Source organism: Amycolatopsis speibonae, from assembly GCF_042647925.1.
GTDB lineage: Bacteria > Actinomycetota > Actinomycetes > Mycobacteriales > Pseudonocardiaceae > Amycolatopsis > Amycolatopsis speibonae.
Window position 1 is genome coordinate 85577 of sequence record NZ_JBHRWK010000022.1, and the last position, 26905, is coordinate 112481.

The window sequence follows — 26905 nt, forward strand, 5'->3', positions numbered from 1 at the left end:
CAGCGCGGTGTGGTGGGAGGAATCGCCCGGTTACGGGCGGAAGTTGCTGGGTGTGAGGCCGCTCTTCGCGTCTGCTTCGTGCGAAGTGCCCTGAGGGGCGGCAGGCAGTTCGGAGCCGTCGACGCAGCCGCCGACGAGTTCGATGTGGTTGTCGTGCCGGATGTACTGGCCAGGGTCCACGCAGCCCGCGCGGTCGACCGTGTAGACGGCGGCGCCGGTCAGCAGGGCGGCCGAGGTGAGGGCCAGCACGACCGGGAGCATCCCGGCGGAGCGGGTCGCCCGGACCCTGCCGATGTTCCCCCGTGTCATATGTGCTCCCTGGTCGCCTTCGCCGCTGTCGTCAAGAGTACCCGGACCGTGACCTTGCCCGGCGACGTATCCGCCAGGTGGCATGATCCGGACGCCCAGCGGTCCTGGAGCGCGCGTCGAATCGCTGGGTCCTAAGTGGACGATTGACCGGTGATGGCGGCGACCGCGAGTTCGCGTTCGGGCTCGCCGATCTCGGGCAGGGTGAACCGCGACGCCCGGATGTGGGTGAGCAGTTCGGGATCGGGCGCCACGTCGTGTTCGCGCAGGTAGTAGGCCACCGCGCCCGGCCAGTACCAGCGGCCGTCCGTGCGGAAGTTCAACGGTACCAACGGTTCCCGGTCGGGTTCGAACGCGTCGGCGTCGTAGCTCCGCGACGCCAGCACGACCGGCGCGCCGTCGAGATACTCCAGCACGCGGTCCCGCTCGGCGGGAGACAGCGGCTCGCGGTTCACCACCGGACGGCCCGCCGCGTCGAGCCCGTCGTAGACGCGTGGTGAGCGCAGGTCTTCGGCCGCTTCGGCGGGAGGCGTGGCCACCGGAGTGGGCTCCAGGCTCGCCCGCTGCCGCAGCCAGGGCGGGATGTTCTGCTCGGCCCGCGGGAAGAACCGGAGTTCGTCCTGGAAGCCGATAGGTGGCGGCGCCTGCCGCCACGGCGGCTCGACGTCGGCGAGGAAGTCGGTGCTGAGCACCGTCGCCGAGCCGTAGACCAGGATGGCGCTCAGCCAGGTGCCCCGGCCGGGCTGGTGCATCCCCGCACGCAGGTTCCCGAGCAGCTGCACCGCTTCCGGGCTCGGCTGGACCGGGCGCGGCAGACCGTCCTGACCGGTGACGAGCAGGTCGATCTCGACATGCCTGCCTGCCGCCCGGTACTCGACGCGCATCTGCTGCCAGCCGGGCGGCAGCGGCGTCGCGAGGGCATGGCCGATCTGCCAGACGAGCTGCTGTTGCTGCTGCTGGTTCAACGGCGTCGGCGGCTGGGTCATCGTCTTCCTCAGTCGGTCTTGGCGCCGGAGGCGGCCAATCCACGCTTGAACCACTCGGGCATGTACGCCTCGCCGCGGGGGAAGCGTTCCTGTTCCAGGGCGAATTCTTCCGGCGCGGGGTACGGCTGGAAGTCGGGCTCGTTCTGCCAGTTGTACTGCACGCGGAACCGTGACGGGGGTTCGATGACGAGCCTGGCCGAGAACCAAGTGCCTTCGCCCTCTTGGTACATGCCGCCGCGCAGTCGCTGGAACATGCGCCACGTCTCGACGGGCGGTTCCCACACCTGGTAGGTGCCGTTCGGGTCGAGCACGCCGACCGCGACGTCGATATTCTTGCCGACCGCCCGGTAGTCCAGCACCACCTCACGCCAGCCCGGCGGCAGGGCATTGACCACCGACAAGGTGATCTCGCCCAGGAGCTCGTTCTGTGCGACGGGGTCGAGCTGAGGCCATTGAGCCATCCGGTAAATCCTCCTCGTGGTCACCGCTGGAGTAGCGATGTCCCATCATGGCACGGGTGCCGGTTCAGGCCGGTGTGTCCCGTTCCTGCTCCAGTTGCGTGCCTTGGACGACCAGATTCCGCAACCACGCCGGCACGTGTTCCTCGTCGCGAGGGAACGCTTCCAGGTCGCGGGCGAAGGTGGTCGGATGCAACGGCGGCCACCATTTCGGGTCTTCGTCGAAGTTGAACGTGAACACGGGTGCCGCACCGGACGTCAGCACGAGCTTCGCCGAGAACCATGTTCCGCGACCTGGTTCGTACATCCGGGTCCGAAGTTCGCGGAATCCGCCGCGCACTTCGGCGGGCAGGTCGATGTCCCCGCTTCCACCATCGCTCAGCCGGACTTCCACGGCGTAGTCGTAGGCCAGCACGGTCGCGGACACCGTGAGGCTGATCCGCGACCAGCCGCCCGGAGCGGCCTTCGCCAAGGCCGACGTGATGTCGGCGGTGAGTTCGTCCGTCATGTGGTCGTCGTCCTGTTGTTCCCCGCGTACCGTGTCCGCGGACCATAGTTCACCTGGGAAGGATCATTCGGGAAGTCCCGTTGCCTGGTCACCCGGGACACCTCGATCGGTTTGCCGTCGGGCCCGGGAACGATGTCGCCGTTTCCGTCGACCTTGTACACGACTTCCTGCCAGCGCATCGTCACGTTCTCCGGAACGCCGTTGCTGTCGCCTTCCATCCGGACCTGGTAGTTCTCGATCTCCTGGCCAGGCCCGCCGGCGAACTTGCCGAGCTCGACCTCCTGAGCCCGCCAGGAGGCGTCGTAGATCCAGCCGTCCTTGTAGTTACCGCTGTTGGAGCCTGCCATCTGGGGATGCATGTTGATGTACTCCCCGGGGCCGCCCATCTCGTTCGCCGCGAGGTGACCGCCCGCCCAACGGACCGGTTTGTGTTCGGCTCCGTAGTCGGGGTGGTTCCTGAAGGCTTTCTTGCCTTCGGCGTTGGACCGGTCCTGCGAGGCCTGGTCTCGGAAGTCTTCGTTCTGTCCCCGGAAGGCCGGGTCGCCGGTCATGGCCGTCGGCTTCCCGTTGGCACCGACCTCGAAGGTCCAAGCCTTTTCCGGATCGTTGAAGTTGGGGATCCGGTATTGCGTGTTGGGCTGCAACGGGTAACGCAGATCGGGGTTGTGGAACGGCTCCTTGGTGCCGGCGGTCGCTTCGATATGCGTCACCCTGCCGTCGGCGTCGGTGAAGAACCGGCTGCTGGCGCCGTTCTTGTACTCCACCCTGTACTCGGCGTCGGGCGCCAGAGGCCTTTCCCCGCGAATGGCCTGCGGGACCCCTTCGGAGTCCAGCTTGGTGTTCTTGACGCGCGGTTCCACATCGTCGATGACGCGAGGCGAGTCGATCGGATCGTGCCCGTCCGGCCGATTCCGCTGCCCGGTGAACGCCGAGTCGTCCCGGCGGTTCCAGTCGGCGAACCGCTCGTTGAACTCCGGCGAGTCCGGGCGGATCGTCCGGGGCTTGGGAACGTCGTCATACGGCGGATGACCGGCGTCGTCGCCGTCGCCGCGGCTCTGGGCGCTGTCGGCGTCCACGTCCTGCTTGTCCGTGTGCGACGTGTCCGGGGTGAAGCCGTCGTCGCTCGCCCGGCGCGCGGTGCCGTCGGGGCTGTGGACATCCCATTCGCCGTTCGGCGGGATCCGGGGCCGGGTACGGCCGTCGGGACCGACCTCGTAGTCGGACGAGAAGACGCGCCCGTTCGAGTCGGTCCACGCCGGCTTGCTCGGCGCCATGACCTCGGTGTCGAGTTCCCGCGACAGACGGCGTGCGAAGTCGTTCGAGCCCGCGTCGCAGCCGATCAGCCGGATCGGGCGGCCGTCGTAGTCCCCGTTGCGGCGCAGGATGTCCGCGAACTCCTCCGGGGTGTAGGTGCGGTTGCCGATGCGGGCGTGCCCGTCCGGGGTGACGTGCACGTCGACGGTGTAGCGGCCGTCCGGATCCGGCTGGACCCGGTGCGGCAGGTCGCCCATGTCCGAGTCGCCGCGGTGGTACGAGCTGCCCGCCGGGGTGCCCTCGGAGTGCCGCTGGTTGACCTCGTCCGGCGTCAGCGGACGGTCCGGCTCGCCGTCGGGGCCGCGGTCGTGCGGTGAACCGTCGGGGTGGCCGTTCGGGTCCTGGCGCGGACCGTGCCCGCCGGGGCCGTGACCGTCCGGCGAATGCGGCGGCCCGGAGTGGCCACCGGGGCCGCGGCCGCCCGGTCCGGTGTTGCCTGGACCGGTGTTGCCGGGCCGGTTACCGGGGCCGTGCGTGCCCGGCGTGCCGGTGTGCGGCTGGGCGCCGGGGCCGAAGTCGTTGCCGCGAGCGGCGGGCTGCGGCTGATGCGGCTGGTTCGGCCTGCCGCCGGGGCCGGTCTGGCCCGGACCGCGGCTGGGGCCGGTGTGGGTGTCGGGAGTGCGCGGACCGTGTGTGTCCGGGGTGCGCGGCGAACCGGGCGTGCCCGTCCAGCCGCCGCCCTGCGGCCTGCCGCCGGGCGAACCCGGGCTACCGCCGGGCGTGCCACCCGGAGCGCCTTGCGGCGGCATGCCGCCTGCGACGGGCTGGCCCTGCGGCGGGACACCGGGCGAGCCGTCGCCACCGGTACCGCCGCGCTGCGACGGAACGTGTGACGGGCCCGCGTCGACACGAGGTGCCGTGGGCGCGGTACCGCTGGTCGTCGTGCCGCTGTCGGTCGGCCGGGTGGGATTGCCGCCGTCGTTGCCGGTGTGGTGGCCGGGCGACGGGTCGGACCGCGGCGTGGGCGAACCGCCGCCGTCACCTCCGTGCGTCCGGGGCGAACCGCCGCCGTCGCCGGTGTGGCTGGGCGAGCCGCCGGAATCCGTCCGCGTGTGCGGAGCGGGGGAGCCACCGTCGGGCGTGTGGCTCGGGGAACCGGCGTCGGGTGCGTGGCTCGGCGAACCGCCGCTTTCCGCACGGGTGTGCGGTGCCGGGGAACCGCCGCTGTCCGTCCGCGTATGCGGTGCCGGGGAGCCACTGTCGGGTGCGTGGTTCGGGGAGCCACCGGTGTCGGCGCGCGTGTGGGGCGCCGGAGCGGGAGAGCCCCCGTCGGGGGTGTGGCTGGGCGAGCCGCCGTTGTCCGCGCGGTTCGGGCTCGGCGAGCCGCCGTCGGGCGCGCGGTTCGGGGTGCCGGAATCGCCGGGAGAGCCACCGTCGGACCGGGCGGCACTGGGGGAGCCGCCACCGCCGTCCGGCGCGTTGCCGAGGTTTCCGTCCGAAGTGGACGGTCCGTCGCCGTCGCCCGCGCGACCGGGAGATCCACCGTCCGAACGAGAAGGCGAGCCGCCGCCGTCTCTTGTGGACGGTGAGCCGCCATCCCCGCTGCGGGTGGCGCTCGACGGGGAGTCGCCGCCGGAATCGCCTTGGCGCGATCCGCCGGAATCGCCGTCGGGGCCGTTCGAACCGGAATCGCCGGAGCCGTCACCGGAACCGCCGGAGCCACCCGAGTCGCCATCGGAGCCGTTCGAGCCGTTGGAACCGTCGCCCGAACCGTTCGAACCGTTCGAACCGTCGCCGGAGCCGCTGCCGGAACCGTCGCCGTCGGGGCCGTCCCCGGAACCGGATCCGCTGCCACCACCGTCGGGCCCGCCGGACCCACCGCGGCCGCCGCGCTGGACGAAGCCGCCCGGCTTGATGTTCCTGGTGTTGATCACGTCCAGGCCGGTGACCTTGCCCGCGATCTTGCCGAAGATCTTGATGATCTTCTCGAAGACGTCGGCCAGCTTGCCCAGCAGCGGCGAGACCCGCCGCATCGCGTCGCAGAGTTCCTTGAGCTTGTCGGCGATCCTCGCGGCCCACTCGGCGATCGCGGTGACGGCCTGCGCGACCACCACGGGCGTGCCGAAGCCGAGGGAGAACACCGTCTCCATGACCCAGGAGATGAGCTTGCCGACCGCGTCCGCGATCAGCTGGCGGATGAATTCGCGGACGAACGAGACGATCTCGCCGAAGATCATCACCACGGTGCTGATCGCACCGGCGACCGTGGCCGCTCCGCTGATCGCTTCCGCCTGCTCCGCGGCCTGCTTGCGGTACTGGTCGGCCGCGTCACCGGACCAGCCGGTGGTGCCGTTCTTGACCGCGTTCGAGAACTCGACCTGGGTGTCTTCCAATTTCTTGGCGACGTTGCCCCAGGTCTCGGAGTACGACTGGATGACCGGCGGGTCGCCCGCGACGGCGTCCAGCATGTCCTTCAGCGGCTGCATGTGTTCCATCAGGAACGACGCCACCGACGACATCAGGTAGCCGAACGGGTCGATCGCGGTGCTGGCGATCTCGCCCGCGAGGCTCAGTACACCGAGCCCGCCGCCGATCCAGTCGCCGTTCGAGATGCCGTTGAAGGCGTCCATGGCCGACTCGGCGACGCCGATGCCCGCCCCGTAGCCGTAATCGCTGTTCCCGGCCGTCAGCGGTCCCGGGCCGTCGCCATCCGTCGGCGCTTTCGCGACGAGCGGGTTTCCCTCGGGCATCAGTCAGGCACCTGCGCCTTCTTGAACTCGGCGGCGAAGTTCTCGTCCTGCGTCCGGTAGGCGTTGGACGCCGAACGCACGTTGTTCGCCACCGCCGTCGCTGCTTCGACGGCCTTGTTCAGCGCGTTGATGCCGAACTCCTCGACCGGGTCGAGCATCATCCGGAACGGCTGGCAGATGATGCCGTACGCGTCGGTCGGCATGCTCACCTGCTGCGCGGCGTCGACCGCACCGCGCAGCCCGTCGGCGATGCCGTCGATCTGCTTGGAGTGCGCGTCGAGGTCGGCACCGAGCTCGTAACCCTTGCCTGCCATGGTTTCTCCCCTCTACCAGGCCGGATGAACGTTCTAGGAAAGAATGTTGCCGCCGAAGTCGTCGTCATCGTCGTCCTGCGTGCGGCGGCGGCGCGGGACCGGCTTCGGCTGCGGCGGAGTGGCCTGGGGCGGAGTGGCCCGCGGAGGCTCTTCCTCGTCCGGGCCGAAGCGGTGGTGCCGCTCGGGCTCCGGCGGGGCGAGATCCTCCTCGGGAGGCGCCTCCGGGAAGGTGCTCTGCGCTTCCGTGATCACCCGGTTCGCCGTCTCGTCGGTCGTGCCGACGGTCTCGGCCATCGCCTGCTGCAGCAGCTCGGGGATCCGTGACTGCGCGAGCTGCACGAGCCTCATGACCTGCGCCGAGACCTCGGCCATCCGCTTGCCGCTCACGGCCTCGGAGATGACCAGGTTCTTGAGCAGGCCCTTCGAATCGACCGTCACTTCGATGGTGTTGTCCTTCGACCGCTCTGTCACGGTCTGCCCCTGCATGCGGGCGGCCATCGCCTGATAGCGCGCGGCGGTCTCCTGGATCTGCTTCGTCCAGTTGTCCACCATGCGTTCGCTGGCGTCGACGTTGTCCGGCATCGGGACCCTTCCACAAGCTGCATGCTGACGTCTTCACACTGACGGTCCGGAGGTGCCCCCGGTTCCGGTGTGTTCGAAGTTTAGTTCCCGTCCGGTGTACCACCCCGGACCGACAAAGTCGGCCCCATCACGCAGCGAAAGGGCCCCTCACCGCACGAAGTGCGATGAAGAGCCCTTTCACGCCCTGCGAACTGCCGGGGTCAGAGGTCAGCGCGGCGCCGCGCTGACGAACGCCTCGCGGTCAGAGATTGCCGCGACGCTCCTGCTCACGCTCGATGGCCTGGAACAGGGCCTTGAAGTTGCCCTTGCCGAAGCCGAGCGAACCGTGCCGCTCGATGAGCTCGTAGAACACCGTCGGGCGGTCGCCGATCGGCTTGGTGAAGATCTGCAGCAGGTAGCCGTCCTCGTCGCGGTCGACCAGGATGCGGTGCTCCTTGAGCTTCTCGATCGGCACCCGGACCTCGCCGATCCGCGCGCGCAGCGCCGGGTCGTCGTAGTAGGAGTCCGGGGTGTCGAGGAACTCGACGCCCGCCGCGCGCATCGCCTTCACCGTCGCGACGATGTCGTTGGTGGCCAGCGCGATGTGCTGGCAGCCCGCGCCGCCGTAGAACTCGAGGTACTCGTCGATCTGCGACTTCTTCTTCGCGATCGCCGGCTCGTTGAGCGGGAACTTGACGCGGTGGTTGCCGTTGGAGACCACCTTGCTCATCAGCGCCGAGTACTCGGTCGCGATGTCGTCGCCGACGAACTCCGCCATGTTCACGAAGCCCATGACGCGGTGGTACCAGTCGACCCAGTAGTCCATCTTGCCGAGTTCGACGTTGCCGACGCAGTGGTCGACGGCCTGGAACAGCCGCTTCGGCGCGCCCTCGGGACGGACGATCTTGCTCTCGCGCGGCTCGTAGCCGGGCAGGTAGACGCCCTTGTACTTCGACCGGTCGACCAGCGTGTGGCGGGTCTCGCCGTAGGTCGCGATCGCCGCGACGCGCACGGTGCCGTGTTCATCGGAGACGTCGTGCGGCTCCTCGAGGACGGTGGCGCCCTGCGAGCGGGCGTGCTCGATGCACCGGTCGACGTCGGCGACCTCGAGCGCGAGGTCGATGACGCCGTCGCCGTGGCGGCGGTGGTGGTCGAGCAGCGAGGAGTCGGGCTTGACGCCGCCGGTGATCACGAAGCGCGCCGAGCCGGACTTCAGCACGAAGGACTTGCGCTCGAAGTTCCCGGTCTCGGGGCCGGAGTACGCGACGAGCTGCATGCCGAACGCGACCTGGTAGAACCACGCGGTCTGCGTGGCGTTGCCCGCGATGAACACCACCGCGTCCATCGACTTCACCGGGAAGGGGTCGGTCGAAGAGTCGTGGTCGACGAGGCCGACGAGCTGACGCAGCTGGTCGTAGCTCACGTCGTCAAGAGCACCCTGGGGTTCCACTGTGTGCGTCATGCCCTGAAGCATCCGAGGGCGTGACAAAATGTGCAATGGTCAAAGATTTTGCTGCGCACTATGCCCAGTCGAGCGGCAGGTGGCGCAGTCATAGTGGACAACCTGCGCAGGAAGTAGGCACGATGTCGGAAGTACTCGACGAGCTGGACGCGCGGCTGCTGCTGTTGCTCACCGACTCACCCCGGCTCGGCGTGCTCGAATGCGCCCGCCGTCTCGGGGTCGCGCGGGGCACCGTGCAGGCCCGGCTGGACCGGCTGACCGAACGCGGGATCCTCGGCGGTTTCCCGCCCGAACTCGACCTCGCGGCGATGGGATACGGCCTGACCGCGTTCGCGGTCCTGGAGATCGCGCAGGGCCGCCGGGCCGAGGTCGCGGAGGCGCTGTCCGCGATCGACGAGGTGTGCGAGGTCTACGCGACGACCGGTCAGGGCGACCTCTTCGTGCGCATGGTGGCGCGCAACAACGACGACCTGCAGCGGGTGGTCGACGAGGTGGTCGGCGCGCCGTACGTGCGGCGGACGTCGACGTCGATCGCGTTGTCGACGCCGGTACCGCCGCGCGTACGGCCGCTGCTCGAACGACTGGCGCGAAGCTAGCTGACCTGGGTCAGGTACCGCTTCGCCGACCGCTGGACGGCCTCGTGCCCGTCGGTGCGGATGATCGCGTCCCACCAGGCGCCGTAGATCGCCTCGAACTCGTACGGTTCGAGCATCTCGGCCGCGCGGCGGACGATCTCCGGGCGCTCCGGGATCAGGTTCGGGTAGCTGTACATCATGCCGACGAAGCGCCTGTCCGGGACGACCTGCAGGATGTCGCCCGAGAGCACCGCGCCGCGGCCGTTTTCACCGCCCGGCCAGTGCAGCACGGTCCCGCCGGTGAAATGCACGCCGAGGTTGATCAGCCGCAGGTCGGGGGCGACGTCGAGGGTCGCGCCGCTCCACAGCTTGATCGCCGGATCCGGCCTGCCGATCCACTGCTGGTCGCCCTCGTGCAGGTAGATGGGCGCGTCGAAGGCGTGGGCCCACTCGACCATGGTGGTGTAGTAGTGCGGGTGGCTGATCGCGATGCCGGTGATCCCGCCGAGTTCGCGGACCTGGGCGACCAGGTCGTCGTCGATGAAGCCCGCGCAGTCCCACAGGAAGTTGCCGGATTCGGCCTTGACCAGCAGCGCCCGCTCGCCGATGGCGAAGTTGGGGGTGGACCCGACGCCGACGAGGCCGGGCCCCTGCTCCTCGATGCGCGCCGCGTACGTCCCGCTCGCGCGAATGGTGTTCAAATCGGTCCACTGCTGTCCGGCTCGCGGGACGTACTGACGTTCGTCCTCGCAGACCGGGCAGTCGGACCGGGATTCCGCGTACTGCATGCCGCAGGCGACGCAGATCGGTAGCTCGCTCATCGTTTCCCTCCAGATTTCTCCGGAGGGTCACGCTAACGGCTCATATGCGCGCCCGGCCATATCGGGCTGTCTGGCCGGGCGCGCGGAGGCTCATTTGTCGGTGTACGGCACGGCCTTGACGAGCGTCACCTTCTGGATGCTGCCGTTGGGCAGCTCGTACTCGCGGGTCTCGCCCTCTTTGGCGCCGAGCAGCGCCTTGCCGAGCGGGGACTCCGGCGAGTAGACGTCCAGGCCGCCCTCGGTGCCCTCTTCGCGGGTCGCCAAGAGGAAGTTCTCGTCCTCGTCGTCACCGTCGTAGCGCACGGTGAGGACCTTGCCCGGTCCCGCGCTGCCGTCGTTGGCGGGCGGCTCGCCCACCTTGGCCCCGCGGAGAAGCTCCTGGAGGTGGCGGATGCGGGCCTCGTGCTGGCCCTGCTCTTCGCGGGCGGCGTGGTAGCCGCCGTTCTCCTTGAGGTCGCCCTCTTCCCGGCTGTCGTTGATCTTCGCAGCGATGACCGGGCGGAGCTCGATGTAGTGGTCGAGTTCCTGCTTGAGCCTGTCGTAGGCATCCTGGGTCAGCCAGGTCACCTTTGTGTCGCTCACGGTCACCATCTCCTCGTAGGGGCCTGCCAGGCTTGGGTGTACAAGCCGGCCGCCAGGTTCGGCATGGCGTGCCGACCTGGGTGAGATAAAAGGAAAAACACGGCCCGTCTTGGGCCGTGCCGGTAGATCAGAGTAACACGGCGCGAGGCATCGCCGCCGGTGGAATTCGGTCGCGCCTCGGCGTTGGGCGCCCGTTTCACCCCGTTGGCCGCTATGGCCTTGACAGGTACCGTGGTACGTCGTATGAGCATCCGAAGATATCAGCCGTGACCGGCTTTCCGATGCTCTTGATGGTGGTAGTCACCCTGCTGTTCTTCGAACCAGGCTGAATCAGGACCTCTTTGCGGCCGCTTTCCGCACCGGCTTTGTCACGGACCCGGACGACACACACCCCGGGACGGTTCACATCGTCCCTGGTCACGTTGATCGTGATCTCCATCGCGTCGCCCGGCTTCTCGTCGAATGAGACGCGTTCGCCGTCGATGGGCGCGCTGCCGAAGTTCAGGAACATGGCGTACGCGATACCGCCGCTGACCAGCAGTGCGATCACTCCGAACACCAGGCGCCGCCAGCGGGCCGGCTTCGCGGCGCGGGTCTTGCCGTACCGGCCCTCGGGCAGGTCCGTCCGGGTGCTTTCCGCGGTGGGAGCATCCTGTCCCGTGCTCAACCCGGGCCTCCCGGTTGGTGTCGTCGTGCTCGCAGGGACAATGGGGTCGTATGCGAGTGGTTCCCCTCGAGTATCCGCGCCCGGCCGGGCGGGCCGTCAGGCAGGGTCGCAGGGGAATAGAGAACGAGAAGGGGACGTTCGGAGCATGGTGCTAGCCAAGGAACCGCCGAAGTCACGCCTCCGCCTGATGGCGGTGCACGCGCACCCCGACGACGAGTCGAGCAAGGGCGCCGCCACCATGGCCAAGTACGCCGCCGAAGGGCACGACGTCATGGTCGTGACCTGTACCGGCGGCGAAGCGGGCAGCGTGCTGAACCCGGCCATGGACCGTCCCGAAGTACTGAGCAACATGACCGAGATCCGCCGGGAAGAGATGGCCCGCGCGGCCAAGATCCTCGGCGTGAGTCACGCCTGGCTCGGGTTCATCGACTCGGGCCTGCCCGAGGGCGACCCGCTGCCCCCGGTCCCGGAAGGCTCGTTCGCGGTCATCCCACTCGAAGAGTCCACCGGTGCTCTGGTGAAGGTCATCCGCGAATTCCGCCCGCACGTGATCGTCACCTACGACGAGAACGGCGGGTACCCGCACCCCGACCACATCCGCACGCACGAGATCTCTGTCGCGGCCTTCGACGCCGCGGGCGAGGCGGAGCGCTACCCGGACGCGGGCGAGCCGTGGCAGCCGATGAAGCTGTACTACGTGCACGGGTTCTCGCGCGCCAGGATGACCGTGTTCCACGAGGGCCTGCTCGCGCGCGGCCTGGAGTCGCCGTACGAGGAGTGGCTCAAGTCGTGGGACCCGGAGAAGGCCGACGTCATGGACCGGGTGACCACCCGCGTCGAGTGCGGCGACTACTTCGAGCAGCGTGACGAGGCCCTCAAGGCGCACGCCACCCAGATCGACCCGGACAGCCGCTGGTTCGCCGTCCCGCGCGACCTGCAGCGCGAGGTCTGGCCGACCGAGGAGTACGAGCTGGTCCGCTCACTGGTGGACAGCACCCTGCCGGAGGACGATCTGTTCGCCGGTTTGAAGGAGGGCTAAATGAGTTTCGTGGTGCCGGCGTTCGCCGTCGTTCCCGTGACGGCGGCGTCGCAGTTCCTGGCGCAGCAGCCGGGCAACGGCGACAACGGCGGCCAAGGTGAGGACTTCGGCAAGTCGTCGCCGGTGGGTTTCCTGATCCTGATCCTGTTCTTGATCGCCGTCGCGCTGCTGGTGCGGTCGATGACCAAGCACCTGAAGCGGCTTCCGGAGAGCTTCGACGAACCCGCCGCCGCTTCTTCTTCGGAGGCGCCCGCTGAGGAGACTCCCGAGGAGCCCGTCGCGAAGACGGAGAAACCGGTTACCAAGTCCGACTGAGCGCTATGAAAGGTCCTTTCCTTGCAAATTTCGCAAGGAAAGGACCTTTCATAGCGTTTCTGAAGCGGCTCAGAGGCGCGGGTCGACCGGATCCGACTCCAGCGCCAGCACCGCGAACACGCACTCGTGCACCCGCCACAGCGGTTCCCCGCGCGCCAGCCGCTCCAGTGCCTCCAGTCCCAGCGCGTACTCGCGCAACGCCAGCGCCCGCTTCCGGTGCAGTCCGCGCTTGCGCAGCCGCTCGAGGTTCTCCGGCAGCGTGTAGTCCGGCCCGTAGATGATCCGCAGGTACTCCCGCCCGCGCACCTTCACTCCCGGCTGCGTCAGTCCGCGCGTGCCGCGCGTCAGGTTCGCCGCCGGTTTGACGACCATGCCCTCGCCGCCCGCGCCGGTCAGGTCCAGCCACCATTCGACGCCGCGTGCCACCGACGCCGGGTCGGTGGTGTCGACCGACAGGGTCCGCGTGCGGGTGAACAGGTCGCCGGTGAGCCGGTCCAGCTGCGAGAGATGCCACTCGTGCGGGCGGTCGTGGTACGCGTGTCCCTCCGACGCCAGGATCTGGAACGGCGCCAGCCGGACGCCGTCGAGTCCGTCGGTCGGCCAGCAGTAGCGCCGGTAGGCCTGCCGATACGCGTCCACAGTGGACTCGCGGATCCGCGTCCGCGCCAGGAGCTCCGACACCTCGATTCCGCGAGTGGCGGCAGCGTCGAGTGAAGCGACGGCGGCGGGCAGCACCGCCTGGGCAGCCGCGCCCACGGCGGCGTACTGACCCGAGATCAGCGACCCCGCTTTCGCGCTCCACGGCAGCAACTCCGCGTCGAGCAGCAGCCAGCCCGTGTCCAGTTCCCCGAACAGTCCTGACGCGGCTTCCCGCACCCCGTCGAGCAGTTGAGCGTTCTGCTCCGGAGTGAAGAACGGCCGCCCGGTGCGGGTGTACACCGCGCCGGACCCCTGGATCCCGAATCGCGCGGGCGCCACGTCGTCGTCACGGCAAACGAGCACGACGGCACGCGAACCCATGTGCTTCTCTTCGCACACCACGTGATCGACCCCCGCCGCGCGGAACTCTGCGAACGCCTCCTCGGGGTGTTCGAGGTAGTCGTCCAAGGCGGATGTCGAACACGGCGCCATGGTCGGCGGCAGGTACGGCAGCCAGCGCGGATCGACGGCGAAGCGGCTCATCACCTCGAGCGCGGCCGCCGACTGCTCGGCGGAGACCCCGACCCTGCCGTGGTGGTGGGTCTGGACGATCCGCTTCCCGGTGACGTCGCCCAGTTCCAGTACCGCGGGCTCACGTCCGCCCAGCGGCCGCTCCGGTTCGAGCGGGCGTGACGGCTCGTACCAGACCTTCTTCGCCTTCACCGAGACGACTTCCCGTTCGGGGTAACGCAAAGCGGTCAGCTTGCCGCCGAAGACACAGCCCGTGTCGAGACACATGGTCCCGTTGATCCACTCCGGTTCCAGCGTCGGTGTGTGTCCATAGAGGACCATCGCGGTACCGCGGTAGTCGCGCGCCCACGGCAGCCGCACCGGCAGGCCGTACTCGTCGGTCTCGCCGGTGGTGTCGCCGTAGAGAGCGGTGCTCCGCACCCGGCCGGACGCGCGCCCGTGGAACTTCTCGGGCAGCCCGGCGTGCGCGACGACGAGCTTGCCGTCGTCGAGAACGTAGTGCGCGATGAGTCCTTCGCAGAAGGCGTGCGCCTTCGCGCGGAAGTCCTCGTCCTGCGCGGAAAGCTGCTCCAGCGACTCCGCGAGGCCGTGCGTCACCTTGACGTTGCGCCCGTTCAGCGCGCGGACCAGCTTCTGCTCGTGGTTCCCGCAGACGACCAGCGCGCTGCCCGCCTCGGCCATCCCCATCACGCGGCGCAGCACGCCCGGCGTGTCGGGGCCGCGGTCGACGAGGTCGCCGACGAACACCGCGGTGCGACCCTCGGGATGCACACCGTCGGCGTACCCCAGATCGGTGAGCAGTTCCTCCAGTTCTTCGCGGCAGCCATGGACGTCGCCGATGACGTCGAACGGTCCGGTCAGCTCGCGGAGATCGTTGCGCAGCGGCTCGACGACGATCTCCGCTTCGGCGACTTCGGCAACGCTGCGTAACACGTGCACGCGATGGAAACCCTCGCGCTCCAACGACTTCAGCGAGCGGTGCAGTTCGCCGCGCTGACGGCGGACGACGTGCTCGCCGAAGCCACGGTCCGGCCGGGACTCGTTGCGCTCGTGGCAGACCTTCACCGGCAGGTCCAGCACGATCGCCGTCGGCAGGACGTCGTACTCCTTCGCGAGCTTCAGCAGGCTCGCGCGGGAAGCGCGTTGGACGTTCGTCGCGTCGATCACCGTGATCCGGCCCGCTTCGAGCCGCTTCGCCGCGACGTAGTGGAGCACGTCGAAAGCGGCGGCCGAGGCGCTCTGGTCGTTCTCGTCGTCGGCGACCAGGCCGCGGAAGTAGTCGCTGGACAGCACCTGCGTCGGTGCGAAATGCGTCCGCGCGAAGGTCGACTTGCCGGAGCCGGAGGCCCCGACGAGCACGACGAGGGACATGTCGGGAATGGTCAGTTTCATGCCACGGCCTCCTTTCGAGACGTGAAGACCGCCATTTGGGTCGGCGGTCCTGATTCCTGGGACTCCTGTCCCACGGGCAGATGGCGGACGTCGTAGCCGCGCCGGGACGCGACGCCTTCGGCCCACGAGCGGAACTGCTCGCGTGTCCATTCGAAACGATGGTCGGCGTGTCGGAACCGGCCCTCTTCGAGGAATTCGAAGTGCCGGTTGTACTCGGCGTTCGGCGTCGTGACGAGCACGGTCCGCGGCGCGGCGACACCGAACACGGCGTGCTCCAGCGCGGGCAGGCGCTCCTCGTCGACGTGCTCGATCACCTCCATCAGCACGGCCGCGTCGTACCCGGCCAGCGACGGATCCGCGTAGGTCAGCGCGGACTGCTTCAGGGTGATCCGCGTCTTGTCCCTCAGTCGCTTGTCCGCGATGTCTAGCGCGCTCGCGGACACGTCGACACCGACGATTTCCGTGAACGACGGCTCCTTCTGGAGCACGCGCAGCAGCGCGCCGGCACCGCAGCCGAGGTCGAGCACGCGCCGCGCGCCCGCCGCCCGGAGCGCCGCGAGCACGCTCCCGTGGCGTTGCACGGCCAGCGGTTCGGGTCGGTCCGGCAGTTCGGTGACGCGGGCTTCGCTCTCGGCGGGGACGTCGTCCGCTTCGGCCAGCTGCGCGAGCGCGTACGACACGATCGGGCGACGCCGTTCGAGGTACCGGTTGGTGATCAGGTCCCGTTCCGGATGCCCGGCGAGCCAGCCCTCGCCGACCCGCAGCAACTTGTCGGCTTCGTCCTGGCCGATCCAGTAGTGCTTGTCGCCGTCGAGAGCGGGCAGCAGGACGTAGAGGTGCCGCAACGCGTCGACGACGCGCTGGCTCCCGGTCAACCGGAGATCGACGTAACGGGAATCGCCCCACTGCGGGAATTCGGGGTCGAGCGGGATCGTCTTCGCTTCGACCTGCCAGCCCAGGGGTTCGAACAGCTTGTGGACGACTTCGGCGCCGCCGCGCGCGGTCAACGACGGGACATGGATCTCCAGCGGGAACCGCTCGTCGACCAGCTCCGGCCGGTTCGTGCACCGCCCAGCCAGCGCAGTGGTGAAGGCCGCCCGCAGCGCCACCGCCAGATACGAACCCCCGGCGTACGGCCGGTCGTTGACGTACTGGGTCAACGACGTCCCGCCGCCGCGCACGAGGTCGACAGGGTCGATCTCGACCAGCAGCGCGACGGTGCAGCGTTCGTCGGCCGCCTCGGGGTAGAAGACGTGCGCCGTCCCGGCCGAGAGCGTGAACGACTGCGCCTTCTCCGGATGTTTGTGCAGGAGAAAGCCCAGGTCGGTGGCGGGTGTCCGGGTGGTCGTCATGGTCAGCAACACCGGCTCAGTGTCGCGCAGACGGGCGTTCCGCGCGCCCGCTTTTCCGCGTGCGACCCTGGTGTCATGTCGAACCGCCTGAAGGCCGCGACCAGTCCGTACCTGCTGCAGCACGCCGAGAACCCGGTGGACTGGTGGCCCTGGGGCGAGGAGGCGCTGGCCGAGGCGAAACGGCGGAACGTGCCGATCCTGCTTTCGGTCGGCTACGCGGCCTGCCACTGGTGCCACGTCATGGCGCACGAGTCCTTCGAGGACGAAGCCACCGCGACGCTGATGAACGCGAACTTCGTCAACATCAAGGTGGACCGCGAGGAGCGCCCGGACATCGACTCGGTGTACATGGCGGCCACGCAGGCGATGACCGGTCAGGGCGGCTGGCCGATGACGTGTTTCCTCACGCCGGAGGGCGAGCCGTTCCATTGCGGCACTTACTACCCGCCGTCGCCGCGGCCGGGGATGCCGTCGTTCTCGCAGCTGCTCGTCGCGGTCGCCGAGGCCTGGGGTGAGCGTCCGGACGAGCTGCGTTCCGGCGCTCGGCAGATCATCGCGCACCTCACGGAGAAGAGCGGGCCGCTGCCCGAGTCCGTTGTGGATGGTGCCGCGCTGGAAGCCGCGGTCGCGTCGCTGGGCAAGGAGTACGACGCCGAGAGCGGCGGATTCGGGGGAGCGCCGAAGTTCCCGCCGACGATGGCGTTGAACTTCCTGCTCCGTCACCACGAGCGCACCGGATCGGATCTCTCTTCGGTCGGGCACACCGCCGAAGCGATGGCGCTCGGCGGGCTCAACGACCAGCTCGCCGGTGGTTTCGCGCGCTACTCGGTCGACGCGCGGTGGGAAGTGCCGCATTTCGAGAAGATGTTGTACGACAACGGCCTGCTCCTGCGTTTCTACGCCCAGTTCCACGGCGCGACCGGCTTCGATTACGCGCGGCGGACGGTCGAGGAGACCGCGGAATTCCTCCTTCGCGATCTCGGCACGGCCGAAGGTGGCTTCGCCGCTTCGCTCGACGCGGACACTGACGGCGTCGAAGGTCTCACCTATGTCTGGACTCCCGCGCAGCTCGTCGAAGTGCTCGGCGAGGAAGACGGCGCTTGGGCGGCCGAGCTGTTCCAGGTGACCGAGCGGGGCAACTTCGAGCACGGCGCGTCGACTCTGCGGCTGCGTGAGCCGCACCCAGAGGACGAAACGCGTTACGAGCGAGTCCGCCGTGCCCTTCTGGTCACACGTGACGGACGCCCCCAGCCCGCCCGTGACGACAAGGTCATCGCGGCCTGGAACGGGCTCGCGATCGGCGCGCTCGCCAAGGCGGGCTCGCGGCTTGATCATCCAAAGTGGATCAATGCGGCCGCTCGTGCCGCGGCTTTCCTGATGGACACCCATTTCGTGGACGGACGGCTGCGCCGGACCTCACGCGACGGCGTCGTCGGCACGACGGCCGGGGTGCTGGAGGACTACTCATGCCTCGCCGAAGGGCTCCTCGAACTCCACCAGGCGACCGGGGAGCCGCGGTGGCTCGCCGACGCGATCACCCTGCTGGACCTCGCGTTGGCCCATTTCGGCATCCCGGACTCGCCGGGCGCCTATTACGACACGGCCGATGACGCCGAAGTCCTGGTGCAGCGGCCCTCCGACCCGACCGACAACGCGAGCCCGTCGGGGGCTTCGGCGCTGGCGAACGCGTTGCTGACCGCGTCCGTGCTGGCCGGGCACGATCAGGTGGGCCGCTACCGCGAGGCGGCCGAGCAGGCGCTGGCGCGGGCGGGACGGCTCGCCGCCCACGCGCCGCGGTTCGCCGGGCACTGGCTCACGGTCGCCGAAGCCGCCGCTGCCGGCCCGGTCCAGGTGGCCGTCGTCGGGCCGGACGCCGCCTCGCGCGCGGACCTGCTGGCCGCGGCCGTCGCGTCGCTGCCGGACGGTGCGGTCGTCGTGAGCGGGACTCCCGACGCCGAGGGCGTGCCGCTGCTCGCCGACCGCCCGCTGGTCGAGGGCGGCGCTGCCGCGTACGTGTGCCGTGGGTACGTGTGCGAGCGGCCGGTCACCACCGCGGCGGACCTGCGCGCTCAGCTCACCAGTCCCACGCCATAGGGCCGAAGGCGCCGCCGCCGGTCTGCGGTGCTCCGACCGGCTTCACCGCGACCTGTGGCTTCGGCTTGGCCGTCGTGGACTTCGGCGGCTTCGTCGAGGTGGTCGGCTTGCCCGGTTTCGTGGTGGTGGCCGGCGGGACACCGATCACCGTGAACGGCCGGGTCGACTCGCGTCCGTCGGTGCAGGTGAGGGTCGCGACGTACTTGCCCGGCGTCTTCACCGCGCGCCCGTAGCCGCCGTACTTCCCGAAGTTCCCGCCGATGGTCCACGTGACCGGCTCGGCCAGACCCGGCGAGGTCACCGGGCCCTTCGGGGTGCAGCCGCCCGCCGCGGCCCTGGTCTCGGCGTAGATCTGGCCGCCGGGTTCGACCTCGCTCGGCGCGAGGCCCCACGACGGATCGGTGGCCGCCGAGGCGGGCGCGATCACCGCCAGTTGAGCCGCTCCGAATACAAGAGCGCCGATCATGGCCTTCTTCAGCATGTTGTGCCCCTTTCCCCAGGTGCTGCCGAAGGAGACACGTTCGCGCAGGTCATCAGGTTGCCTCGGGTTTCGCCGGGGGAGAACACGGCTGAATGTCGGCCGTTGCGCGCGTAGCGTCGGTAGCGTTGTAATCATGTAATCGCGGAGGCGAGCATGCACACCTACTTCAGGACGGCGAGACATATGGGACGCGGTGGCTGGAAGGGCAAGGGCGGCTGGCAGCAGGCGGAGATCCCTTCGGCGGACGACGCGGCGGCGTGGTTCGGCGGACGGCTCCCGGAGGGCTGGTTCACCGGGGACCCCGTGGTCACGGTGGATCGCGAAGAGATCGTCATCGTCGGCGAGCTCCAGCCGCTCAGTGGCGCATACGCCGACGACGCCGCTCGTGCGGCGGCCGAGGACGGCCGGATCAGCCGGTTCCGAGAGGAGACCCGCGACGAGCGGATCGAGATCGCGCGCCAGGCCGAGCACCGGTATCAGCGCAAGGTCGCCTGGGGCGCGAGCCTCGGCGGCACGAGGCACCTGTTCACCACGCACTCGGCGCCGGTCATGACCAGGCTGCGGCAGCCCGAGCGCCTGGTCCTCGACACCCTCGTCGACGCCGGAGTCGCCCGTTCGCGGTCGGAGGCGCTGGCCTGGGCGGTCCGGCTGGTCGGGGAGCACGCGGACAGCTGGCTCGCCGAGCTCCGGGAGGCGATGACCAAGGTCGACGATCTCCGCTCACAGGGACCGGACCTTTCCTGAAGCCGGGGTCCGCCCCTAGAGTCGGGATTCCGCCGTCTTCACCGAAGTCCTCTTGCGAAAGAAGGCGTCATGGACGGCAGATTCTCCCGGCGTTGGCTGATCAAGGGCGGTCTAGTGGTGGCCGCGAGCCCCTTGCTCGCGTCCACCGCCTCGGCGGCCCCGGCCCTGAAACTTCCCTGGCCCGAGGCCGACGACATCGTCGCGCGGACGAAACGTCCGGTCTTCCCGGACCGGACGTTCTCCGTCCTCGATTTCGGTGCCAAGGGCGACGGGAAGACCGACAACACGGCCGCGATCAAGAAAGCGATCGAGACGGCCAACGCGCGGGGCGGCGGGCATGTCGTCGTGCCGAAGGGCACCTTCGTCACCGGTGCGGTGTACCTCAAGAGCGACGTGGACCTGCATCTCACCGCGGGCGCGGTGCTCAAATTCGGTTCCGACGCCTCGAAGTTCCCGAACGTGCTCACCCGCTACGAGGGCATCGAATGCGTCAACCGGTCGCCGATGATCTACGCGTACCAGGAATCCAACATCGCGGTGACCGGGCCGGGCACGCTCGACGCGGCCGATACGGCTTCCTGGAACAAGGGCAAGGACCGCGAGTACCTGGAATCGCTGGTGGCCAAGGGAATCCCGCCCGAGAAGCGGATCATTCCCGGCTCCGGGCACGCCATGCGATCGACGTTCGTCGAGCCGTATTCGTGCGACACCGTGCTCATCCAGGGCGTGGCGCTGAAGAACCCGGTGTTCTGGCAACTGCACCCCACGCTGTGCCGGAACGTCACGATCGACGGAGTCCGCACGGACGCGAGCACCGCCCACTCCAACACCGACGCCTGCGACCCCGAGTCCTGCGACCACGTCGTGATCGTGAACTCCCATCTCGGCGCGCACGACGACAACATCGCGCTCAAAGCGGGCCGGGACGCCGACGGCCGCCGGATCGGCGTGCCCTGCCGGAACATCGTCGTCGCGAACTGCGTGATGGACGGCAACTGGGGCGCGATCACCTGCGGCAGTGAGCAGACCGGCGGCATCAGCGACGTCTACGCGTACAACCTCACCGTCACCGGCGAGACGAAATACGCGCTGTACGTCAAGTCGAACACCTTGCGCGGCGGGTACACCGAGAACGTCAACCTCGACAGCGTCTCCGGCACGTTCGCCCGCTCGATCGTGTACGTCCTGCCGGACTACAACGGCCAGACCGGCACGGACGTCCCCCGGTTCGGGCCGTTCACCATCAGCGACTCGGCGAGCACGAAATGCGGCCGGGCGGCGTTCGACGTCCGCGGGTTGCCCAACTCACACGTTCGGGGCCTGCGGGTGCGTGATTGCCGCTTCGACGGCGTCGCGACCAGGGAAAACGTCCTGAAGAACATCGACGACCTGAGGTTCGAGAACACGACTGTCAACGGCGAGCCGGTTTAGGGAAGTCCTGCGCTCCCCGATGCGGTGCGGCAGGCTGAGCACAGACCGCACCGCATCGGAGGAATCGTGGACACACCAGGACTTCCCGCGAAGATCGACCCGGACGCGCTGACCACCGTCCTCGATGGACGGTGGGCCGGGCTACGCCGGGCGGTGCGCGCGCAGATGGCGGCGGAAGACTTCAAGGACCCCGTCGACCTCGACGTCGAAGCACACCGCGCCCAGGTCCTCGAATGGCTGCGCCTGCTCGCGCGCACCGACCGCCCGGGGCTCGGCTTCGACCCGGCGCACGGCGGTGGCGGCGATGTCGGCGGGTCGGTGATGTCGTTCGAGATGCTGGGGTTCGGCGACCTCTCGCTGATGGTCAAGGCCGGTGTCCAATGGGGTCTGTTCGGCGGCGCTGTGCAGCTGCTCGGCACCGAACGCCATCACGAGCGCTACCTGCGCGAGATCAAGGACCTGGACCTCCTGGGCTGCTTCGCGATGACCGAGCACGGCCACGGCTCGGACGTCCAGCACCTGCGCACCACCGCGACCTACGACCCGGCCACGCGCGAGTTCGTCGTGCACACGCCGGACCGGGGCGCGACGAAGGAGTACATCGGCAACGCCGCCCGCGACGGTGAACTCGCGGTCGTGTTCGCGCAGCTGATCACCGGTGGCGAATCGCGCGGCGTGCACGCGTTCCTGGTGCCGATCCGCGGCGAGAACGTGAGCGGCGTCGAGATCGAGGACTGCGGCCGCAAGGCGGGCCTCAACGGCGTCGACAACGGGCGGCTCACGTTCACCCAGGTGCGGGTTCCGCGCGAAGCGTTGCTCAACCGGTTCGGTGACGTCGCCGAGGACGGGACGTACACGAGCCCGATCGAAAGCGACGGCCGCCGGTTCTTCACGATGCTCGGCACGCTCATCCGCGGCCGGGTCAGCGTCGCGGGCAGTGCCGGCAGCGCGACGAAACGCGCGCTGGCCCTGGCCGTCCGGTACGGCGAGCGGCGGCGGCAGTTCGCGCGGCCGGACGGCGACGAGGTCGTGATCCTCGACTATCGCGCCCACCAGCGGAAACTGCTGCCCGCGCTGGCGACGTCGTACGCGCTGCACTTCGCGCAGGAAGCGCTCGTCGCGACTCTCAACGACATCGCCGAGGACGACCCGGAGGAAGAACAGCGAGAGCTGGAATCGCGTGCGGCCGGGATCAAGGCCGTCTCGACCTGGCACGCGACGGCGACCATCCAGACCGCCCGTGAGGCGTGCGGCGGTTCCGGCTACCTGTCGGAGAACCTGCTCGCCGGGCTGAAGGCCGACACGGACGTCTTCACCACCTTCGAGGGTGACAACACCGTTCTGCTGCAACTGGTCGCGAAAGGCCTGCTGACCAGCTACAAGGACCATTTCGAGGATCTCAGCCCGCTCGCGACCGCGCGGTTCGTGGCGGAGCAGTTCGTCGAGGCCGTGATCGAACGGACGTCCGCGCGCAAGGTCGTCGAGCGGCTCACCGACGCCGACGACAGCGACGTGCTGTACTCGCGCGAATGGCACCTGAAGCTGTTCGAAGACCGCGAAGAGCACGTACTCGGCGGTGTCGCGCAGCGTCTGCGTAAGGCCGCATCGGATCCCTTCGGCGTCTTCAACGACGCGCAGGACCACGTGCTGCGCGCCGGCCGCGTGCATGTCGACCGGGTGGTGCTGGAAGCGTTCATCAACGCCATCGAGCGCTGCGCCGACGCGGATGCACGTGAGCTGTTGGAGCGGGTCTGCGACCTCTACGCGCTCGCGAACATCGAGGCGGACCGCGGCTGGTTCCTCGAACACGGGCGCCTGACCTCCGGGCGCTCGAAGGCCGTCACCGCCGCGGTGAACGCGTTGTGCGCCGACCTGCGCCCGCACGCGCGGACGCTCGTGGACGCCTTCGCTATCCCCGAGCAGTACCTAGCGGCTCCGATGCTTCAGGACTGAGCCCGGCACGCTGCTCGGCGAGCTCGGCCCGCAACGCCTTGACCTCGCGGGTCAGCTCGTCGAGATGCTCGCGGGTGACGGCCTGCGCGCTCTCGTCGGCCTCGGTCACCCGGCGGATCAGCCACGACGCCAGCGTCGCGGTGACGACACCGAGCAGGGCGATCCCGGCCACCATCAGCCCGACCGCGACGACGCGGCCGGCGCCGCTGACGGGATAGCGGTCGCCGTAGCCGACCGTGGTGATCGTCGTGATGGACCACCACACCGCGTCCGGGAAATCGGTGATCGGCGCGTCCGGCGTGGCCCGTTCGGCGTCGAGCACGGCGAGCGCCGAACAGAACACGATGAGCGCCGTCGCGCCCACCGTGTAGACCACGACGCGGCCGCGCAGCGACAGGCCGGCGTTGCGGTTGAGGACGTTGAGCACCGTGACCAGCCGGAGCAGCCGCAGCTGCCGGATCAGCGGGAGCACGATGATCAGCAGGTCGAAGACGTTGCTCTTCAGGAACGCCCGTTTGTCCTCCGCGTGCTTGAGGCGGACGCCGTAGTCCAGGGCGAAGACCGCCCAGGAGAGCCAGGTGACGACCTCGCACCAGACCCGGCCTGTCTGCCCGAGCGAGGGCTGGAGGATCGGCCAGGCGTACGCGGCCAGGAACAGTACGGCGGCGGCGTTGAGCGGCCACTCCATCCGCTTTTCCCACATCGGGTGTCTCCTCACCTGGCCTTTTCCAGGTGCGTACGTTAAGCGATGTCGAGGGCTGTTCCATAGAGTTTCTCGGCCCTGAGGGTGATGTAGAGCCTGTCGCCGTCATCGGGTGTTCGCGTGACTTCGGAGAGTTCCGCTTTTCCTTCCGCGACCGCGAATTTCCAGTGGTCGGCGCTGGAGACGTAGAGCGAAGCGGTGGGGTTGTTGCGGAGCTGCTTGACCTTGAGGCGGTCTTCGGTCGTGCTGATCCGGATCTCGCGGGTCTCGGGGTCCCAGGTGTAGACGACGGTGGAGAGGTGTGGGCGGCCGTCGCGTTTGAGGGTCGCGAGGGCGCCGAAGGTGTGCTCGGCGAGGAAGTCGCTGAGGGCCGCTTCGTCGAGGGTGCGGGGCGTTGGGTTCTTGGCCATGGTGGCGATCATGGCTCTGGTGGCGGGGGCGCGGAAGAAGGCACTTTCTTGTGCCAGAGGGAACACGCGTGTGTCCGTCCAGGTCACCGTGGTCGTGAGTGTCTGTCGAGTACGTCGCGTACTTGACGTACGTGACGTACTTCGGCAGACTGGTCACGACTTGATCGGGAGGCCTCTGTGTCCGCTCTCCACTACGACAGCTATACCGAAGCTCGCGCGCATCTGAAGGATCTGCTGGATGCGGCGGAAAAGGGTCGCGTTGCCACGGTCCGGCGCGATTCGGTTCAGGCCGCCGTCGTGGATGTCGAGCGTCTGCGGTACTTCCTCGCGTCGCTCTTGCCGGCATCTGCCCAGGTTGTCGCCGAGGACGGCGGCTGGTCGGTGTTCATCCCCGGCCTGCCGGTGGCCGCGGACGGAGCCACTTTCGACGAGGCGCTGACCGAGATGGTCGACGCGCTGCGTGAGTACGCGGAGGACTGGCAAGTGCGGTTGCTGGACGCGCCGAATCACCGTGACAACTGGGGCCTGGTTCAGCTGATCAGCCTGAGCGACGACGATCAATTACGCGATTGGCTGGCGGGTACCGCGCGGTGAATTGGCCACAGCCCACCCGTAAGGATCACGAGTCGTTCTGTCAGGTCGAGGAGTGGCGCAGGGTTCGCGATGCCCGCGGCCGGACCGGTACGCATCACGTCACCTACGAACTCGGTCTCGTGGACGGCCGCATCCTGCGAACCCGGGTCTCGCATCCGGTGGATCGGACGGGTTACGGGAAGAGCATCTGGAAGCACATCCTTCGCGACCAGCTCGACGTCGATGAGCCGTGCTTCTGGTCGTGCGTGCAGGACGGCGTCAAGCCTGATCGCGGAGTACCCGTACCGCAGGCTGAAGCTCTCCCGGCCGACCTGGTGCACATGCTGCTGTCGCGGGTCGGTCTCACCGAATCCGAGGTCGCGGCCATGACCAAAGCCGAGGCCATCGCGAGGCTTCAGCAATTCTGGACCGAGGACACCTGAGCCGCGGCTAGGCGTACATGGCCAGCCAGATCGCGATGTAGTGCGAAATCGCGGCCAGCACCGTGCAGGCGTGGAAGTACTCGTGGTACCCGAAGGTCTCCGGGAAGTGGTTCGGCCACTTGACGGCGTAGAACACCGCGCCCATCGTGTAGAACAGGCCGCCCACGCAGAGCAGGACGAGGGCCGCGATACCGGCGTGCGCGCCCAGCTCGGGCAGGATGAAGACGGCGACCCAGCCCAGCGCGATGTAGATCGGCACGCCCAGCCAGCGTGGCGCGTTCGGCCACAGCATCTTCAGGGTGACGCCGCCGACCGCGCCGCCCCACACGATCGCCAGCACGATGTACCCGGTCGGCTGGGGCATCGCCAGAAGGGTGAACGGCGTGTAAGTGCCGGCGATGAACAGGAAGATCATCGAATGGTCGGCGCGCTTCATCCATTCGTATGCTCGTGGGCTCCACAAGCGACGGTGATAGAGAGCGCTGACGCCGAAGACGCCCAGCACGGTCAAGCCGTAGACCGAAGTGGCCAAAGCGGCTATAGGCGACACAGTGGACGCCGCGAGGCTGATCAGGGCCGCGGCTCCGGCGACAGCGCCGAAGAAGGACCAGAAGTGAAGGTGGCCCCGCAGGCGAGGACGTGTGTCCACCAAGGGCGTGGGGCCGGACGGCTGGGGTTCGGTCTCTACGCTCACTCTCCCAGGTTACGGCACCGTAGGTTTTTTGCCAGTGTCCGTGGCGCGTCCCACTGGGGCCTACAAGGTGACTAGTGTCCTCTGGCGTGAGTCTTCGGTCCTTCTTGTCAGACGTCGTGTACAGCGCCTACGGCAGGCGCCTGATCCAGCAGGCCAAGGGGCGCCATCCACGCCATATCGCCATCATGCTGGACGGGAACCGCCGCTGGGCGCGCGAAGCGGGCTTCACCGACGTCGCCGACGGCCACCGTGCCGGCGCCAAGAAGATCGCGGATTTCCTGAGCTGGTGCAACGAGGCCGACGTCGAAGTCGTCACCATGTGGCTGCTCTCGACGGACAACCTCGGTCGTGCGGCCGAGGAACTGAGCCCGCTGCTGAAGATCATCACCGACGTGACCGACGAACTCGCCGCGCCGCACACGCCCTGGCGGCTCCGCATCGTGGGAGCCCTTGACCTGCTGCCGCCGGAGGTCGCGAAGGCCCTCAGCGCGGCCGCGGAGCGCACTGAGGGGCGCTCCGGGATGGAGGTCAACATCGCGGTCGGTTACGGAGGGCGTCAGGAGATCGCCGACGCGGTCCGCAAACTGCTGCTCCAGCACGCCGACGAGGGCACCTCGATCCGCGAGCTCGCGAAGATCCTGGACGTCGACCACATCTCCGAACATATGTACACCTCGGGCCAGCCGGATCCGGATCTGATTATCCGCACCTCGGGTGAGCAGCGACTTTCCGGATTTCTGCTCTGGCAATCGGCGCATTCGGAATTCTGGTTCACCGAAGCTTATTGGCCCGCATTCCGCCGGGTCGATTTTCTCCGGGCCATGCGTGATTACGCGTGGCGGCACCGGCGCTTCGGTTCCTGACCCT

At 68.7% G+C, this 26905-nt stretch carries 27 protein-coding genes; 10 read left to right on the forward strand and 17 right to left on the reverse strand.

The features are described 5' to 3' along the window. Positions 1 to 30: 30 nt before the first annotated feature. The 8 genes from ACFOSH_RS16350 to hppD all read right to left on the reverse strand — a co-directional run bounded on the left by ACFOSH_RS16350 (position 31) and on the right by hppD (position 8599). Positions 31 to 309, reverse strand: a complete 279-nt coding sequence (locus tag ACFOSH_RS16350) for a hypothetical protein (RefSeq protein ID WP_378239753.1) — start codon at positions 307 to 309, stop codon at positions 31 to 33. Between the two features lie 131 nt (positions 310 to 440). After that, entirely contained in the window at positions 441 to 1292 is an 852-nt protein-coding gene (locus ACFOSH_RS16355; protein ID WP_378239755.1) for a ferredoxin, read from the reverse strand. A gap of 8 nt (positions 1293 to 1300) precedes the next feature. Then, a complete protein-coding gene (locus tag ACFOSH_RS16360; RefSeq protein WP_378239756.1) occupies positions 1301 to 1753 on the reverse strand; it encodes a hypothetical protein in 453 nt (150 codons plus the stop codon). A gap of 64 nt (positions 1754 to 1817) precedes the next feature. Then, entirely contained in the window at positions 1818 to 2258 is a 441-nt protein-coding gene (locus ACFOSH_RS16365) for a hypothetical protein (protein ID WP_378239757.1), read from the reverse strand. Beyond that, positions 2255 to 6262, reverse strand: coding sequence for a hypothetical protein (locus ACFOSH_RS16370; protein WP_378239758.1), 4008 nt, complete (start codon positions 6260 to 6262; stop codon positions 2255 to 2257). Before ACFOSH_RS16370 ends, ACFOSH_RS16365 begins: the two co-directional genes overlap by 4 nt. Then, positions 6262 to 6576: a type VII secretion target gene (locus ACFOSH_RS16375; protein ID WP_378239759.1), complete on the reverse strand. Its 315-nt coding sequence runs from the start codon at positions 6574 to 6576 to the stop codon at positions 6262 to 6264. The genes ACFOSH_RS16370 and ACFOSH_RS16375 overlap by 1 nt, the downstream gene beginning before the upstream one ends. A 33-nt stretch (positions 6577 to 6609) precedes the next feature. After that, positions 6610 to 7158 carry a YbaB/EbfC family nucleoid-associated protein gene (locus ACFOSH_RS16380; protein ID WP_378239760.1) on the reverse strand — a complete coding sequence of 183 codons (549 nt, stop codon included), beginning with the start codon at positions 7156 to 7158 and terminating at the stop codon, positions 6610 to 6612. Positions 7159 to 7399: 241 nt separating this feature from the next. Next, the gene (hppD, locus tag ACFOSH_RS16385; RefSeq protein WP_378239761.1) at positions 7400 to 8599 is read right to left on the reverse strand and encodes a 4-hydroxyphenylpyruvate dioxygenase; all 1200 of its coding nucleotides are present in this window, start codon (positions 8597 to 8599) and stop codon (positions 7400 to 7402) included. A 122-nt stretch (positions 8600 to 8721) separates the two neighbouring features. On the opposite strand from hppD, the gene ACFOSH_RS16390 reads away from it, so the two are divergent. After that, on the forward strand, positions 8722 to 9195 hold the full coding sequence (locus ACFOSH_RS16390; RefSeq protein WP_378239762.1) for an Lrp/AsnC family transcriptional regulator: 474 nt from the start codon (positions 8722 to 8724) through the stop codon (positions 9193 to 9195). Here ACFOSH_RS16390 and ACFOSH_RS16395 read toward each other — a convergent pair. The 3 genes from ACFOSH_RS16395 to ACFOSH_RS16405 all read right to left on the reverse strand — a co-directional run bounded on the left by ACFOSH_RS16395 (position 9192) and on the right by ACFOSH_RS16405 (position 11244). Further along, complete coding sequence (locus tag ACFOSH_RS16395) at positions 9192 to 9995, reverse strand: MBL fold metallo-hydrolase (protein ID WP_378239763.1); 804 nt, start codon at positions 9993 to 9995, stop codon at positions 9192 to 9194. The genes ACFOSH_RS16390 and ACFOSH_RS16395 overlap by 4 nt on opposite strands. A gap of 90 nt (positions 9996 to 10085) precedes the next feature. Continuing rightward, positions 10086 to 10586 carry a transcription elongation factor GreA gene (gene greA, locus ACFOSH_RS16400; protein WP_364039515.1) on the reverse strand — a complete coding sequence of 167 codons (501 nt, stop codon included), beginning with the start codon at positions 10584 to 10586 and terminating at the stop codon, positions 10086 to 10088. Between the two features lie 202 nt (positions 10587 to 10788). Beyond that, entirely contained in the window at positions 10789 to 11244 is a 456-nt protein-coding gene (locus ACFOSH_RS16405; protein ID WP_378239764.1) for a DUF4307 domain-containing protein, read from the reverse strand. 145 nt (positions 11245 to 11389) lie between these two features. On the opposite strand from ACFOSH_RS16405, the gene mca reads away from it, so the two are divergent. Both mca and ACFOSH_RS16415 read left to right on the forward strand, forming a co-directional pair. Then, positions 11390 to 12283, forward strand: coding sequence for a mycothiol conjugate amidase Mca (mca, locus tag ACFOSH_RS16410; protein WP_378239765.1), 894 nt, complete (start codon positions 11390 to 11392; stop codon positions 12281 to 12283). Next, positions 12284 to 12598 (forward strand): hypothetical protein, encoded by a 315-nt coding sequence (locus tag ACFOSH_RS16415; protein WP_378239766.1) that lies wholly within the window; start codon positions 12284 to 12286, stop codon positions 12596 to 12598. A gap of 69 nt (positions 12599 to 12667) precedes the next feature. On the opposite strand, the gene ACFOSH_RS16420 is transcribed toward ACFOSH_RS16415, so the two are convergent. Next, positions 12668 to 15160, reverse strand: a complete 2493-nt coding sequence (locus ACFOSH_RS16420) for a polynucleotide kinase-phosphatase (RefSeq protein ID WP_378239767.1) — start codon at positions 15158 to 15160, stop codon at positions 12668 to 12670. After that, entirely contained in the window at positions 15157 to 16524 is a 1368-nt protein-coding gene (locus ACFOSH_RS16425; protein ID WP_378239768.1) for a 3' terminal RNA ribose 2'-O-methyltransferase Hen1, read from the reverse strand. Before ACFOSH_RS16425 ends, ACFOSH_RS16420 begins: the two co-directional genes overlap by 4 nt. 63 nt (positions 16525 to 16587) lie before the next feature. Here ACFOSH_RS16425 and ACFOSH_RS16430 point away from each other — a divergent pair, with 63 nt between their 5' ends. Further along, positions 16588 to 18606 carry a thioredoxin domain-containing protein gene (locus tag ACFOSH_RS16430; protein WP_378239770.1) on the forward strand — a complete coding sequence of 673 codons (2019 nt, stop codon included), beginning with the start codon at positions 16588 to 16590 and terminating at the stop codon, positions 18604 to 18606. On the opposite strand, the gene ACFOSH_RS16435 is transcribed toward ACFOSH_RS16430, so the two are convergent. Beyond that, the gene (locus ACFOSH_RS16435; RefSeq protein WP_378239771.1) at positions 18587 to 19087 is read right to left on the reverse strand and encodes a hypothetical protein; all 501 of its coding nucleotides are present in this window, start codon (positions 19085 to 19087) and stop codon (positions 18587 to 18589) included. The two genes, ACFOSH_RS16430 and ACFOSH_RS16435, sit on opposite strands and share 20 nt — an antisense overlap. A gap of 183 nt (positions 19088 to 19270) precedes the next feature. On the opposite strand from ACFOSH_RS16435, the gene ACFOSH_RS16440 reads away from it, so the two are divergent. The 3 genes from ACFOSH_RS16440 to ACFOSH_RS16450 all read left to right on the forward strand — a co-directional run bounded on the left by ACFOSH_RS16440 (position 19271) and on the right by ACFOSH_RS16450 (position 23215). Continuing rightward, complete coding sequence (locus ACFOSH_RS16440; protein WP_378239966.1) at positions 19271 to 19831, forward strand: hypothetical protein; 561 nt, start codon at positions 19271 to 19273, stop codon at positions 19829 to 19831. Between the two features lie 69 nt (positions 19832 to 19900). Continuing rightward, positions 19901 to 21262 (forward strand): glycoside hydrolase family 28 protein, encoded by a 1362-nt coding sequence (locus tag ACFOSH_RS16445; protein ID WP_378239773.1) that lies wholly within the window; start codon positions 19901 to 19903, stop codon positions 21260 to 21262. Between the two features lie 66 nt (positions 21263 to 21328). Then, positions 21329 to 23215 carry an acyl-CoA dehydrogenase family protein gene (locus ACFOSH_RS16450; protein ID WP_378239774.1) on the forward strand — a complete coding sequence of 629 codons (1887 nt, stop codon included), beginning with the start codon at positions 21329 to 21331 and terminating at the stop codon, positions 23213 to 23215. On the opposite strand, the gene ACFOSH_RS16455 is transcribed toward ACFOSH_RS16450, so the two are convergent. Together ACFOSH_RS16455 and ACFOSH_RS16460 are read right to left on the reverse strand one after the other, a co-directional pair. Next, positions 23172 to 23918: a potassium channel family protein gene (locus tag ACFOSH_RS16455; protein ID WP_378239775.1), complete on the reverse strand. Its 747-nt coding sequence runs from the start codon at positions 23916 to 23918 to the stop codon at positions 23172 to 23174. The two genes, ACFOSH_RS16450 and ACFOSH_RS16455, sit on opposite strands and share 44 nt — an antisense overlap. A 38-nt stretch (positions 23919 to 23956) precedes the next feature. Further along, positions 23957 to 24328, reverse strand: coding sequence for a pyridoxamine 5'-phosphate oxidase family protein (locus ACFOSH_RS16460; protein ID WP_378239776.1), 372 nt, complete (start codon positions 24326 to 24328; stop codon positions 23957 to 23959). A gap of 177 nt (positions 24329 to 24505) precedes the next feature. On the opposite strand from ACFOSH_RS16460, the gene ACFOSH_RS16465 reads away from it, so the two are divergent. Further along, positions 24506 to 24922 carry a prevent-host-death protein gene (locus tag ACFOSH_RS16465; protein ID WP_378239777.1) on the forward strand — a complete coding sequence of 139 codons (417 nt, stop codon included), beginning with the start codon at positions 24506 to 24508 and terminating at the stop codon, positions 24920 to 24922. Beyond that, entirely contained in the window at positions 24919 to 25344 is a 426-nt protein-coding gene (locus ACFOSH_RS16470; protein ID WP_378239779.1) for a cytotoxic translational repressor of toxin-antitoxin stability system, read from the forward strand. The genes ACFOSH_RS16465 and ACFOSH_RS16470 overlap by 4 nt, the downstream gene beginning before the upstream one ends. Positions 25345 to 25351: 7 nt before the next feature. Here ACFOSH_RS16470 and trhA read toward each other — a convergent pair whose 3' ends face one another. Beyond that, the gene (trhA, locus tag ACFOSH_RS16475; protein ID WP_449224188.1) at positions 25352 to 25993 is read right to left on the reverse strand and encodes a PAQR family membrane homeostasis protein TrhA; all 642 of its coding nucleotides are present in this window, start codon (positions 25991 to 25993) and stop codon (positions 25352 to 25354) included. A 131-nt stretch (positions 25994 to 26124) separates the two neighbouring features. Between trhA and ACFOSH_RS16480 the strand changes: the two genes are divergently transcribed. Continuing rightward, the gene (locus tag ACFOSH_RS16480; protein WP_378239782.1) at positions 26125 to 26901 is read left to right on the forward strand and encodes an isoprenyl transferase; all 777 of its coding nucleotides are present in this window, start codon (positions 26125 to 26127) and stop codon (positions 26899 to 26901) included. The last annotated feature ends 4 nt before the right edge of the window (positions 26902 to 26905 follow it).